Origin of the sequence: Amycolatopsis sp. NPDC001319, assembly GCF_042896185.1 — a bacterium.
In the GTDB taxonomy this organism is placed as follows: Bacteria; Actinomycetota; Actinomycetes; order Mycobacteriales; family Pseudonocardiaceae; genus Amycolatopsis.
The window spans coordinates 514,599-526,621 of sequence record NZ_JBIAWY010000004.1 but is presented as its reverse complement, the minus strand read 5'-3'; the positions used below and the strand labels follow the sequence as shown (position 1 = coordinate 526,621).

14 protein-coding genes are annotated in these 12,023 nt (G+C 70.6%); 7 read left to right on the top strand and 7 right to left on the bottom strand.

Features of this window, described 5'->3' with window-relative positions:
• The first annotated feature begins 21 nt into the window (after positions 1-21).
• The 3 genes from ACFY1H_RS17500 to ACFY1H_RS17490 are packed head-to-tail and all read left to right on the top strand — an operon-like array spanning position 22 to position 1,557.
• The gene (locus ACFY1H_RS17500; RefSeq protein ID WP_386947454.1) at positions 22-303 is read left to right on the top strand and encodes a helix-turn-helix domain-containing protein; all 282 of its coding nucleotides are present in this window, start codon (positions 22-24) and stop codon (positions 301-303) included.
• Positions 300-734 carry a hypothetical protein gene (locus ACFY1H_RS17495; protein ID WP_386947453.1) on the top strand — a complete coding sequence of 145 codons (435 nt, stop codon included), beginning with the start codon at positions 300-302 and terminating at the stop codon, positions 732-734. Before ACFY1H_RS17500 ends, ACFY1H_RS17495 begins: the two co-directional genes overlap by 4 nt.
• A 10-nt stretch (positions 735-744) precedes the next feature.
• The gene (locus tag ACFY1H_RS17490) at positions 745-1,557 is read left to right on the top strand and encodes an MOSC domain-containing protein (protein WP_386947452.1); all 813 of its coding nucleotides are present in this window, start codon (positions 745-747) and stop codon (positions 1,555-1,557) included.
• A 169-nt stretch (positions 1,558-1,726) separates the two neighbouring features.
• Here ACFY1H_RS17490 and ACFY1H_RS17485 read toward each other — a convergent pair whose 3' ends face one another.
• A complete protein-coding gene (locus tag ACFY1H_RS17485; protein WP_386947450.1) occupies positions 1,727-2,413 on the bottom strand; it encodes a nitroreductase family protein in 687 nt (228 codons plus the stop codon).
• A 71-nt stretch (positions 2,414-2,484) separates the two neighbouring features.
• On the opposite strand from ACFY1H_RS17485, the gene ACFY1H_RS17480 reads away from it, so the two are divergent.
• Positions 2,485-3,396 carry a LysR family transcriptional regulator gene (locus ACFY1H_RS17480; protein WP_386947448.1) on the top strand — a complete coding sequence of 304 codons (912 nt, stop codon included), beginning with the start codon at positions 2,485-2,487 and terminating at the stop codon, positions 3,394-3,396.
• 70 nt (positions 3,397-3,466) lie between these two features.
• Here the strand turns inward: ACFY1H_RS17480 and ACFY1H_RS17475 are convergent, their stop codons facing one another.
• Both ACFY1H_RS17475 and ACFY1H_RS17470 read right to left on the bottom strand, forming a co-directional pair.
• Positions 3,467-4,315: a DUF427 domain-containing protein gene (locus ACFY1H_RS17475; protein ID WP_386947446.1), complete on the bottom strand. Its 849-nt coding sequence runs from the start codon at positions 4,313-4,315 to the stop codon at positions 3,467-3,469.
• 88 nt (positions 4,316-4,403) lie between these two features.
• Positions 4,404-5,120 (bottom strand): SDR family oxidoreductase, encoded by a 717-nt coding sequence (locus tag ACFY1H_RS17470; protein WP_386947445.1) that lies wholly within the window; start codon positions 5,118-5,120, stop codon positions 4,404-4,406.
• Positions 5,121-5,453: 333 nt separating this feature from the next.
• Between ACFY1H_RS17470 and ACFY1H_RS17465 the strand changes: the two genes are divergently transcribed.
• Positions 5,454-6,170, top strand: coding sequence for an SDR family oxidoreductase (locus tag ACFY1H_RS17465; protein WP_366587424.1), 717 nt, complete (start codon positions 5,454-5,456; stop codon positions 6,168-6,170).
• A 46-nt stretch (positions 6,171-6,216) separates the two neighbouring features.
• Here ACFY1H_RS17465 and ACFY1H_RS17460 read toward each other — a convergent pair whose 3' ends face one another.
• Positions 6,217-7,452, bottom strand: coding sequence for a cytochrome P450 (locus tag ACFY1H_RS17460; RefSeq protein ID WP_386947444.1), 1,236 nt, complete (start codon positions 7,450-7,452; stop codon positions 6,217-6,219).
• 177 nt (positions 7,453-7,629) lie between these two features.
• The gene (locus tag ACFY1H_RS17455) at positions 7,630-8,526 is read right to left on the bottom strand and encodes a LysR family transcriptional regulator (protein ID WP_366587419.1); all 897 of its coding nucleotides are present in this window, start codon (positions 8,524-8,526) and stop codon (positions 7,630-7,632) included.
• A 109-nt stretch (positions 8,527-8,635) separates the two neighbouring features.
• On the opposite strand from ACFY1H_RS17455, the gene ACFY1H_RS17450 reads away from it, so the two are divergent.
• Positions 8,636-9,703, top strand: coding sequence for an MOSC domain-containing protein (locus ACFY1H_RS17450; RefSeq protein ID WP_386947442.1), 1,068 nt, complete (start codon positions 8,636-8,638; stop codon positions 9,701-9,703).
• A 207-nt stretch (positions 9,704-9,910) separates the two neighbouring features.
• Positions 9,911-10,309 (top strand): 2Fe-2S iron-sulfur cluster-binding protein, encoded by a 399-nt coding sequence (locus ACFY1H_RS17445; protein WP_386947440.1) that lies wholly within the window; start codon positions 9,911-9,913, stop codon positions 10,307-10,309.
• 1 nt (position 10,310) lies between these two features.
• On the opposite strand, the gene ACFY1H_RS17440 is transcribed toward ACFY1H_RS17445, so the two are convergent.
• Both ACFY1H_RS17440 and ACFY1H_RS17435 read right to left on the bottom strand, forming a co-directional pair.
• Positions 10,311-10,529, bottom strand: a complete 219-nt coding sequence (locus ACFY1H_RS17440) for a hypothetical protein (RefSeq protein ID WP_366587415.1) — start codon at positions 10,527-10,529, stop codon at positions 10,311-10,313.
• A 116-nt stretch (positions 10,530-10,645) separates the two neighbouring features.
• The gene (locus tag ACFY1H_RS17435; protein WP_366587413.1) at positions 10,646-11,992 is read right to left on the bottom strand and encodes an MFS transporter; all 1,347 of its coding nucleotides are present in this window, start codon (positions 11,990-11,992) and stop codon (positions 10,646-10,648) included.
• Positions 11,993-12,023: the final 31 nt, after the last annotated feature.

Here is a 12,023-nt window from a genome sequence, read left to right as displayed (position 1 = left end):
GTCGCCGAGCGGGGGCAGACCATGGGTGACAGCGACATCGACCGCCTGGTCGCGCGCAAACTTCAGCAGTTGCGCACGGACCGCGGGCTCACGCTCACCCACCTGGCGGAACTCACGGGGATCGCCCAGCTGTCGCGCCTCGAGCGCAGGGAACCGCGGCCCTCGATCGGTAGCCCGCAGGTCGCGCGCACGGACGGCACGTCGATCGGCAGCCCCCTGCAGCTCGCGCCCACGGACGCCATCTCAATCGGCAGCCCCTGCAGCTCGCGCGGACGTACGGCACCTCGATCGGCAAGCTCGTGACCGACCAGCCCGGCGAGGAGTACCACCTGGTGCGCGCCGGACAGGGCGTGGCGCACGAAAACGCCGAGGGACGCGACGAAGTGCTCAGCGGGCCGCGCGCCACGATCGCGGTGGTCAGGCTCGAGCTGGTGCCCGGCACCGAAACCGGCGCCGTGCACCACGCCGGCGAGAGAAGGCGCCACGTCCGCGACGGCGCGCGCTCCAGGGCGCCGAGGAGATGGCGCTCAAGTCCCGCGGCTCCATCCGGTTCGGGCTCCGGCCGCACGCACCGGCTGCACAAGACGACGAGGAGATCGCGCTCAGGTCCGGCGGCCCCACCCAGTTCGACCTCCGGCCGCACGCACCGGGTGCACAACCCGTCCGCTCGTGCCGCGCGGGTGGGCATCGCGTTCGTCGTCCACCATTCCGTGTGCGGTTCCGGACACCCCTGAGGAGGCAGACGTGCGTGTAGTGGCATTGCGGCGTTATCCGGTGAAATCCATGCTCGGCGAGGAAGTCACGGAAGCGCGGGTGGGCGCGGCCGGCCTCGATGGCGACCGCACGCTCGCCGTGATCGATTCCGACACCGGCTTCGTCGCGACGGCGAAACACCCGCGCCTGTGGCGCCGGCTCCTGGAGCTGGCGGCCGAGACCGACGGCCGGGTGTTCATCACCTTCCCGGACGGCACCAGACTGGCCGCCGACGACCCCGAAGCCGGCTCGCGGCTGTCGGACCTGCTGGGCCGCGCGATCACGGTGTCCGGGATCCGGCCTGACGGCGCGTCCGTCGAACGCCCGGACCCGGAAGACGTCCTCGACAACGGCGTGAGCGCCGTCGTTCCGGCCCAGACCCTGCAGATCGGCCAGGGCACCCCCGGGCTCAACTTCGTGGACCACTCCCCGATCCACCTCATCAGCACCGCGACGCTGGACCACCTCGACACCGAGGCCATCCGCTACCGGCCGAACCTCGTCATCGCGACCCCGCCCGGCACCGGCGCGTTCGTGGAGAACCACTGGCTGGGCAAGGAAATCCAGTTCGGCGACGCCGGTACGGGCGCGCGGCTGAGGGTCACGCTGCCGACCCCGCGGTGTGCCGTGCCGTCACTCGCCCACGGCACGCTGCCGCGCAACCCGCAGGCGGTGCGGGCGGTGATGGCGGGCAACCGCATCGACGTCGCGGGCCTCGGCAAGGCCATGCCGTGCGCGGGCGCGTACGCCGAGGTCGTGCGGCCGGGCACGCTCCACCTGGACGACCCGATCACCGTGTCCTGAACGCGTTGTGTCCCGTTCTGGCAGCACCGTGTCCTGAAAACACCGCGTCCTGAACGCGCCCGGTCCCGAACGCGCCCGGTCCCGAACGCGCCGGGCCCCGAACGCGCCGGGTCCTGAACGCACCTGGTCCTGAACGCACCTGGTCCTGAACGCACCTGGTCCTGAATGCTCAGTCGCCGACGAACACCAGTGCGTCCGACAGCGGTTTCCGCGTGAGGGCGGGGACCTCGCAGTCGTCGGCCGGATAGCCCACCGGGAAGAGGATGTACGGCCGCTCGGTCGACGGACGGTGCAGCACCCGGCTCAGGAACGCCATCGGGTTCGGTGTGTGCGTCAGCGTCGCGAGCCCCATCGAGTGCAGTGCGGCGAGGAAAAACCCACACGCGATCCCGACGCTTTCGGACGCGTAGTACGTCTTCTGGAGCTGTCCGTTTGGCAACACCCGGTGTTTCTGCGCGAACACCACCACGAGCCAGGGTGCGACTTCCAGGAACTCCTTGTGCTCGTCCGTTTCCAGCGGCGCGAGCGCGGCACGCCACTCGGGGATCTCGCGTTCGTGGTAGAAACGTTGCTCTTCCTGTTCGGCCGCCACCCGGATCTGGTGTTTCACCACCACATCCTGTGTGGCGACGAACGTCCACGGCTGCTGGTGCGCACCACTGGGTGCTGTGTTGGCCGCGCGCGCCGCGAGCTCGATCGCCTCGGCCGGCACGGGGTCGGGTGAGAACCAGCGCACCGACCGCCGCCGGTCCAGGTGGCGGTGGAACTCGGCGCCGCGGCGCAGCCCCTCGTCGACAGGCAGCCGCGGCGGGGCGTACGGCGCGAACGGGTATCGGTGCTTCCGCGTCTGAGTCACCTCGGCAACACTGCCAACCAGCGATTACCGAGTCCAGCTTGAAGAACTGAGCCCAGTTATATGCTCAGCTCATGAATCTGCCGAACGTGACGATCCGGCAGCTCGAATACCTGATCGCCGTCGCCGAAACGGGCTCGCTCACCACCGCGGCCGAGCGCTGCCACGTCTCGCAGGCCGCCATCTCCCTGGCCCTCACCGAGGTGGAACGCGCCCTCGGCCTGCGGCTGGTGATCCGTTCACCCCGGCGTGGCGCTTCGCTCACCGCGGCGGGCAAACAGGTGCTCACCGACGCGCGGCGGGTGGTCGGGGCCATGAGCGACCTCGGCGTCGAGGCCCGGGGGCTGAGCCGCGACGTGAGCGGCACGCTGGTCGTCGGCTGCTACGGCCCGATCGCGCCGTTCCACCTGCCGGCCGCGATCGCGACGTTCGAAAACGACCATCCCGACGTGTCGGTGCGCTTCGTCGAAGGCAGCCTGCCCGAGATCCAGGACCACCTGCTCGACGGGCGGTGTGAGATCGCGTTCCTTTACGAACAGGACGTCTACCCGGCGATCACGTTCCGGACCCTGTACGACCAGCAGCCCGCGATCCTCCTGCCGGGCGACCACCGGCTGGCCGGCCGCGAGGCGCTCTCGCTCGACGAGCTGGCCGACGAGCCCTTCATCCTGCTCGACGTGCCCCCGAGCGAGCGCTACTTCCGTGCCGTGTTCGAGTCCGCACAGCTGGCGATGGTTCCCGCACACCGGGCGCGAAGTTTCGAACTCGCGCGGTCGCTTGTCGCACGCGGTCTCGGCTACTCGATGACCGTTCAGCAACCCGCGCTGTCGCAATCCTACGAAGGCCTGGCAGTAATCGCACTTCCGTTGCGCGAAAAGGCACCTTCGACACCCGTCATCATGGGCTGGCCGGCCGGAGGCCCGCTCACGCACCGCGCGCAGGCGTTCCTCGACCACTGCGAACGGCTGTTCGCGGACGGCCACTGACCTCAATGTCCCGGCCGCAACACCCCGGCCATGACACCCCACCTCAGCGTCCCAGCCGCCGCGCCCCACCTCAGCGACGCGAAGCGAACGCCCGATCCAGCCCTGTCCTCGCTCCACCGCGGCCGAGCGTGTCGTGCAACCGCTTGCCATCGACGTACACCCCGAGCTTGTTCGGGTCGAACGCAACGAACCCCGCGACCGCCGCCGACTCCGCCGGCGCGTCCGTATAGGACCACGCGGCCCCGGACTGCCCACCGATGGCGTAGTACGTCGCGACCCCCTTGTACGGGCACCGAGTCCGCAAGGTCTCCTCGGCCAACGCGGTCTCGTCGACGTCCGCCCGCGGCAAATACCACTGCGGCTCCCGGTCCGATTCGTACAGCACCCGCGACCGGCGCGACTTCGCGACCACCCGTCCGTCTGCTTCGACCACTACCTCGCGCGAGGCGTTCCGGACGTCGATGCGGTGGTAGGGGTCCGCGGCATGAGCGGTGACGGGCTCGTCCTCCTCCTGGAACCCGTCCATCGCCCGCCACGAGAAAGCGACGAGGTTCGCGAACTCAGCCGCATGAGCCGGCGGCCGCACGTGCTGCCACGCCGCACCCTCGTGAACCCGGTCCCCGACGCGGACGGCGAACCACGCCGTCTTCCCGAGATCCGGGTGCAGCGTCGTGCGCTGGCGGAACTCCAGCACCTCGACCCGCACGTCCGCTGCCGGGAAGTACGCGACCGGAAACCGGCCCGGCGTGTGCAGGAGAACGACGTCCTCGCTGTCCGCGATCCACTCCCCCGCGAACCGCACCCGCAGACGGCGTCGCAGGGGTTCGCGGTACGACAGGCGATCCGGCAACGCGCCGGGCACGAGGAACTTGCCCCGGAACACGTCCGGCTGCGGAGCGAGCAACCACGGCAACGGCATCACGAACCTCCGTTCATCGTTTCGATCCCCCACGACGCGCCCGATCGGGACCGCGCCGAACCACCACGACCGTCCACTCAGGACAGCGTCACACCAGCGCCTCGCCACCGTCGACGCCCAGCGACACCCCGGTCACGAACCCGTTGGTGAGCGCGAAGAGCACCGCGTCGGCGATGTCCTCAGACGTCCCGATCCGCCGCGCGGGGTTGCTCGCCGAACGCTGCGCGAAGAGCGCGGCCTTCTTGTCGTCGCCGAGGGCGTCGTACGCGCCGGTGTCGATCGTGCCCGGCGAGACGGCGTTGACGCGGATCGGTGCGAGCTCCACCGCGAGCGCCTTCGTCAACGAGTCCACCGCGCCGTTGGTCGCGGCGACGGCCAGCATCCCGATCGACGGCTTGCGGGCCGTCGCGCCGGAGAAGATCACCATCGAGCCGTCGGCCGGCATCTTCGGGGCCAGGTGCTTCGCCAGCAGGATCGGGCCGATGACCTTGGTCTCGAACGAAAGCGCGATCGTGCCCTGCGCCAGGTCACCGACCAGGCCGCGGGCGCGGGCCGACGCCGTGGACACGACGTGGTCGACCTGCCCGAGACGCTCGGCGAGCGCGGCCACGCTGGCTTCGTCGGTCAGGTCGACCGTTTCGACCGAGACGCCCGGATCGTCGTACGCGCCCTTGAGCTTCTCCTCGTCGCGACCGGCGACGACGACCTCCGCACCCGCGGCGCGCACCGCGAGCACCACCGCCCGGGCGATGCCACTACCGCGACCGACGACGAGAACCTTGCGTCCCTTGAGGGATTCGGACATGAGTGTGTCTCCTTTGCACAGTCCCGCGAGGAAGCGTAGGCCGGGGACTCGGCCCGCTTCATGAAAGTTTTCTGCCCGTGAACGAGAGCCGGCGAATGCTTCACCCACCGTCTAACTAACGTATACAAAGACGCTATACCCATTAGTCATTCAGATGCAAGACCCGGACTTTCACCCAGCCGAACGATCAAGGTCGACAGCCGGATACCCACCTAATGGTTGCCATCCATCCATGCACAAAACCTCACCTGACCAGCCACAACATCGATGGCTCCCCGCCGCGCCCGGGCCCTACGGTGGAAGAGTCCACAGAGGAGCACGGGAGGGACGGCCGTGGAGACAGCGCTGGAAAACCGGACGGTTCTGGTCATCGGACGGCCGAGCGGCATCGCCCGGGCGGTCACGCTCGCGGCCCGCGCCGAGGGCGCCCAGGTCGTGGTCGCGGGCCGCGACCCGGCCAAGCTGGCCCAGGCCTACGACGACGAGGGCATCCGCGCCGAAGAGGTCGACGTCACCGTCGACGAGTCCATCGCCGCACTGGCCGAACGTCTGGGCCAGGTCGACCACCTCGTCACCACGGCGTCGTCGCGCGCCCGCGGCCTCCTCGAAGAGCTGGACCGCGACGCGCTGCGCCGCTCGTTCGACACCAAGGTCATCGGACCTGTCATGCTCGCCAAGCACTTCGCGCCGCACCTCTCCGAAGACGGATCCTTCACGCTGTTCTCCGGCGTGGCCGCGTTCAAGCCCGCGGTCGGTTTCCTCGGCGTCGCCATCACCAACGGCGCAGCCGACTTCCTCACCCGCTCGCTGTCACTGGAGCTGGCGCCGATCCGCGTCAACGCCATCTCCCCGGGCGTCATCGACACCGGCATCTGGGACGCCCTGGGCGAAGAAGGCAAAGCCGCCTACTTCGAGCACTTCCGCACGCACAACCCGGCGCGGCGCATCGGCACCGTCGACGACATCGCGTCGGCCGTGCTCTTCGCGATGACCAACCCGTTCCTGACCGGCGTGACCCTGCGCGTCGACGGCGGCGAACCCCTGACCTGAGCCGAAAACCGGTGGCCCCGAGGCATCGAGGCCACCGCCCCGCCCGTCACACAGCTGCGTCACGCCCCAGGCGCACCGGCAGCTCCGCGTGACCGTTGGACAGGAACGAGCTCATCGGCACCAGCCGTGCCGACGGTTCCGCGAAAGCGAGGTCCGGGAACCGCTCGAACAACATCCGCAACGCCGTCGTCGCCTCCAGCCGCGCCAGCGGGGCACCGAGGCAGTGGTGGATCCCGTGCCCGAACGCCAGGTGCTGCTTCACCCCGCGCGTGATGTCGAACTCGCCCGCGGTCTCGCCGTACTCCGCCTCGTCCCGGCCGGCCGCGGCGTAGGCGGCGAGGATCGCGTCGCCCTCGGGGATGACGACGTCACCCAGGTCGATGTCGGTCACCGCGTACCGCAGCGGCAGGTACGCCACGGGTGCTTGCCACCGCAGGGTTTCCTCGACGACGTCGCTCCACGTGCGCTCGCCGGACCGCACGAGCGCGAGCTGCTCCGGGTGCGTGAGCATCGCCGTCACGGCTTGGTCCAGCAGGTTCACGGTCGTCTCGTGCCCGGCGGTCAGCATGAGGATGAGGGTGTCGACGACCTCGGCGTCGGTGAGCCGGCCGAAGCGGTCGGAGTCGGCCTGGATGATCGCGCTCGTCACGTCGTCGCCGGGCCGCGCGCGTTTCTGCTCGGCCAGGCCCGTGAGGATCCGGTACATGTCCTCGGCGTTGGCCTGCGCAGCTTCGGGGGTGGTCGTCGTGTCGAAGACGGTGTCCACCACCTTGCGCAGGCCGGCGCGCTGTGAGTCGTCCACACCGAACAACCGGCAGATCACCTCCGCCGGCAGCTGATACGCGAAAGCCGCTCGGAGGTCGACGACGTCGGCCCGGCCCAGCGCGGCCACCTCGTCGAGCAGCGTCGCCGTGATGCGTTCCACCCACGGCTTGAGCTCCATCGTCCGCTTCGCGGTGAAGCCCGACGCGACCAGCGAGCGCAACCGCCGGTGGTCGCTTCCGTAGGCGGTGAACATGTTCTGCACCGAAACCCAGAGCCGCAGCGACCAGTCGGCGGCGATGCGGTCTTCCTTCCACGCGGCCCAGTGCTGCCGCGGATCCTTGGACACTCTGCTGTCGGTCAGCAGGGACTTGAGCGTGCCGGCGTGGCCGACCGCCCAGGCGCGGACCCCGCCCGGCAGCTCCACCACCACCGCCGAGCCGCCGGCGCGCAACCGCGCGCCCTCCGCTTGGATGTCGGTCCCGTCGACGTCGAGTACAAAAGCCTGCAGCTGATCCACGTACGCGCTTCTTCCGTGATCGGGGGAACGCGCGCCAGAGCCGCGAGAATCATTGCGGGAGAAGAGAGTGCGAACCCATTTCGCGTTCCCGGTCGACAACCAGGTCGAGCGTCACGGTAGCCGCGTCAGGCGACGCGGAACCCGCGGCGCCGAGGCCGAAAGAATTCCGTCACACTCTCAGTTCGCGCGCGCCGGACGGCCTCCGGGCAACCCACGCCGTCGAAGATCGCCCACGAACAGGTCGACCAGCGAGTCCGACGGCGCCGCGACCACCACGACGATCTCCCGCTCCACCAGAGGATCCAGCCGCCGCACCACCCCCGGCGGGCGAGGAGGCAGCGCCGAGACGGGAACGATCGTCACGCCCATCCCCGCGGCCGCGAGCTGCGCGGCCGTGCGCGGGCTCCTGGTGCGCAGCACGGGATCCAGCACCACACCGTGGTCCGCGGCCAGCTGGTCGAGCCACACCGACAACCCGTTGTCACTCACGAAATGGACGAACGGCTCCGCCGCGAGATCCGCGAACGGCACCGACAGGCGTTCGCCGAACGGGTGGCCCGCCGGCGCGACGACCACCACCTCCTCCTCGCCGAGCACTTCGAGGTGCTCACCCGTCTCCGACGGCCGCGGTCCCACGGCGACGTCGACCTCGCCCGACGCCACGAGTTCCACCATCCGGTCGGAGCTGGTGTGCTCACTGAGCTCGATCAGCACCTCGGCCCGGCGCGCCCGCCAGTGCCGCAGCACCGGGACGAGCAGCCACGCCGTCATGGTCTCGGCGCAGGCGATCCGCAGCCGTCCCGCTCCGCCGGACCCGATCTGCCGGCCCACGCGCACCGCGCGTTCGGACGCCTTCAACGCCACCCGCGCCTCTTCCGCGACCGCGTGGCCCGCGGCGGTCACGCGCACGCCACGGCCCATCTTCTGCACCATCGGGGTGCCGATCTCGCGTTCGAGCGAGGCGAGCTGGTGCGACAGCGCGGGCTGCGACATCTGCAACGAGGCCGCGGCACGCGTCACCGAGCCCTCTTCCACGAGGGCGACCAGACATTCCAGGGCGCGCAGCGTTGTCATTCGGAAAATCTAACAAGATCCTCCGGAAATTTCATGTGACGTGACCATTTCCCGCACACCGCGGAAAACGCGCCCACAGTAGTTTGGCGCCATCGCGGAAGGAGCAGGCGTGCCAACGCTGGTGTCGGTCAACGTGGGAATGCCCAAGGACGTCGAGTGGAACGGCAGGATCGTCCACACCGGCATCTGGAAGAGCGCGGTCAGCGGCCCCCGGATGGTGCGGCGGCTCAACGTCGACGGCGACGGGCAGGGCGACCCGGCCGGGCACGGCGGCGAGCAGCGCGCGGTGTTCGTCTACCAGCTGGAGTCGATCGAGTACTGGCAGGCGTACTTCGGGCACGACAGCTACGAGTTCGGGCAGTTCGGCGAGAACTTCACCGTCACCGGGATGCCCGACGACGAAGTGTGCGTCGGCGACCGCTACCGCATCGGCGAGGCGGAGTTCGAGGTGACGCAGCCGCGCGTCACGTGTTTCCGCGTCGGCATGCGCCTGAACGAGCCGGAGCTGCCGTCGCTGCTGGTGTCCCACGGGCGGCCGGGGTTCTACTTCCGCGTCCTGCGCGAGGGCCACGTCGCGGCCGGCGACGAGATCGTGCGCACCCGGCGCGGCCCGCACGAGATGACCGTCGCCGACGTCGACGCCCTGCTCTACACCCCGAACCGCACCACCGAAGCGCTCGAGTCCGCCGTCGACATCCCCGCGCTCAGCCCCGGCTGGCGCCAGTCGTTCCGCGACCTGCTCAGCCCGGCCGAGAAGCCCGCTGACCCGGGCTGGACCGGGTTCCGGCCGCTGACCGTGACGAAGGTCGTGCGCGAGAGCGCGACCATCACGTCCGTCCACCTCGACGCGCCCGGCGAAGCCCTCCCGGCCGCGCGGCCCGGCCAGTACCTCACCGTGCGGCTGCCGGGTGCCGGCGAACCGCCGCTGGTCCGCAGCTACTCGCTCTCGACGACCGAGGGCTACCGCATCAGCGTGAAGCGCGACGGCGCCGCCAGCACCTACGTGCACGACGTGCTGAAGGCCGGCGACACCCTCGACGCGGCCGCGCCCCGCGGCGACTTCGTGCTGGAGCCGGGTTCCGGCCCGGTCGTGCTGCTGTCCGCCGGCGTCGGTGTCACCCCCGTCCTGGCGATGCTGCACCAGCTCGCCGCGGAGGAGCCCGAGCGTGAGATCTAGTGGATCCAGACGGCCCGCAACGCTGCGGACCAAGCGTTCGAGCTCGAAGTCCGGGGTCTGCTCGCGAGGCTGCCGAACAGTCACGCGCACTTTTTCCACACCCGGCCGGAATCCGGCGCGGACAGCCGTCGCGTCACCGGCCGGACGCTGAAGGAGCTCGCCCTGCCGGCCGGCGCCACCGCGTAAGTCTGCGGCCCGCCGTCCTTCATGGACGACGTCCGCGAAGCTCTCGTCGCGCTGGGCTGCACCGACGTGCGCACGGAACTCTTCGGCGCCCTCGCCGCGATCAACCCCGGCGTGCGCGAGGCCGGCACCGTCGCGCCCCACCCGCCGGACGGCCCGCCCGGAGCCGGCCCCGCCGTCACCTTCGCCCGCAGCGGCCTCACGGTCCGCTGGCGCGACGACGGGGAAACCCTGCTGGAGCTGGCCGAAGCGTGTGCCGTGCCCACGCGTTGGGCCTGTCGCAGCGGCGTCTGCCACACCTGCGACACCCCGCTGCTCGCCGGCACGACGACGTACGACCCGGCGCCGCTCGAACTGCCCCCGGCCGGGCGGATCCTCGTGTGCTTCGCCCGGCCGGAGACCGACGTCGTGCTCGACCAGTAGGTCACCGACCGCGCCGGCGCGGGGACACCAGCCCGGCGATCGAGCACCCCGCCAGGATCACACCCAGCACGGCCACGACCACCTCCAGCGCGGGCTGGTTCACGCTGGAGGTGCTGAGCACCAGCACGGCTTGAACGGCCAGCGCGAGACCGACGAGGAGCCAGAGCACGCACAGCCCCGCGGTTCGCGGGATCACGTGCCACCGAGTGCCAGCCGACATGAGAACTTCCCTTCGTCCGGGTCGGCACCTGGCTACCCGGCGGCCCCGTCGGCCGAACCGGTCCCACGCCGATCTTGGTCGCACGGACCGATTTCGGTGCTCGAACGGACAACGGTTCAGCGGGCGGGCCGCATCGCGAACCCGGCCGAGACGAGGGCGAGCACGACCACCGCGGCGAGTACGCCCAACGCGATCGGCAGCCGCGCCGTGAACGCCGCCGTGTTCAGGATCGCGCCGAGCACCGACACCGACATCAGCGCGCCCGACTGCCGGCTCGTGTTCTGCACGCCGGACGCGACACCCGACTGGTGCACCGGCACGCTCGGGACCAGCAGCGACGTGAGCGCGGAGAACGCGATCGTGCTCGACACCCCGACCAGCAGCAGGCCGGCTGCGACCGGTACATACGCCGGGGCCCCGGTGAAGACCAGCAGCACCGCGACACCGGACGCGCAGCAGGCGAACCCGGTCAGCAGCGCCACGGGGTTGCCGAACCTGCGCGACAGCGGCCGGTAGAGGACGAGCGAGCCGATCGTCGAGCCGACCGTGAGCGGCAGGAGCGCGATCCCGGCCTCGCCCGCCGACCAGCCGCGCACCTGCTGGAAGTACAGCGACATCACGAAAAGCGTGCCGTAGAAGAGGAACCCCATGAACGCGGCGCTTGCCACCGCGACCGTGCGCACGCGGACCGAGAAGAACCCCCGCGGCAGCATGGGCTGCGCGACGCGGCGTTCGACCAGCCAGAACGCGGCGGCGGACAGGAGGCCGCCGGCCAGCAGGCCGAGGCTGAGCGGGGAGCTCCAGCCCGCGCTGCCGCTCACGATCACGCCGGCGGTGATCAGCCCGAGCGCGGCCACGGCCGTGACCTGCCCGGCGTGGTCGACCTTGCGCTTGTGGCGCGGCGCCTCCGTGATCCCGGCCCGGGCCAGCAGGATCGCGGCGACACCGATGGGCAGGTTGATCAGGAAGATGCTGCGCCAGCCGAACGCGTCGATCAGCAGCCCGCCCACCATGGGCCCGACCGCGGTGGAGATCGCGCCGGTGGACACCCAGATCGCCGTGGCGCGGGCGCGTTCGCCGTCGTCGGAGAACAGCGTGCGGATCAGCGCGAGCGTCGCGGGCAGCAGCGCCGCCGCGCCCACGCCCTGCACGACGCGGGCCGCGATGAGCACGTGCACCGACGGCGCGAGCGAGCAGGCCAGCGAGGCGGCGGTGAAGATCGCGGTGCCCCAGAGGAAACATCGGCGCAGGCCCCAGCGGTCGCCCAGCGCACCCGCCGTGAGCAGCAGCGCGGCGAGGCACAGCGTGTACGCGTTGATCACCCACTGGACCGAGGCCAGGGACGTCTTCAGGTCGTCGCGCAGCGCGGGCACGGCGATGTTGAGCACGCTGCCGTCGAGGATGATCGCGAAGTACCCCAGGCAGATCCCGGTGAAGCCCACGGTCCGGGCTCTTGCGGCCATGGGGGCTCCTTTCGCGAGGCTTCCCGCGAAT

Bases quoted from the DNA above. Each gene is read 5' to 3' on its own strand.
- ACFY1H_RS17500 (WP_386947454.1), top strand. From the start codon at position 22: ATGGGTGACAGCGACATCGACCGCCTGGTCGCGCGCAAACTTCAGCAG.
- ACFY1H_RS17480 (WP_386947448.1), top strand. From the start codon at position 2,485: ATGAATCTGCCGAACGTGACGATCCGGCAGCTCGAATACCTGATCGCC.
- ACFY1H_RS17475 (WP_386947446.1), bottom strand. From the start codon at position 4,315: ATGCCGTTGCCGTGGTTGCTCGCTCCGCAGCCGGACGTGTTCCGGGGC.
- ACFY1H_RS17470 (WP_386947445.1), bottom strand. From the start codon at position 5,120: ATGTCCGAATCCCTCAAGGGACGCAAGGTTCTCGTCGTCGGTCGCGGT.
- ACFY1H_RS17455 (WP_366587419.1), bottom strand. From the start codon at position 8,526: ATGACAACGCTGCGCGCCCTGGAATGTCTGGTCGCCCTCGTGGAAGAG.
- ACFY1H_RS17445 (WP_386947440.1), top strand. From the start codon at position 9,911: ATGGACGACGTCCGCGAAGCTCTCGTCGCGCTGGGCTGCACCGACGTG.
- ACFY1H_RS17440 (WP_366587415.1), bottom strand. From the start codon at position 10,529: ATGTCGGCTGGCACTCGGTGGCACGTGATCCCGCGAACCGCGGGGCTG.
- ACFY1H_RS17435 (WP_366587413.1), bottom strand. From the start codon at position 11,992: ATGGCCGCAAGAGCCCGGACCGTGGGCTTCACCGGGATCTGCCTGGGG.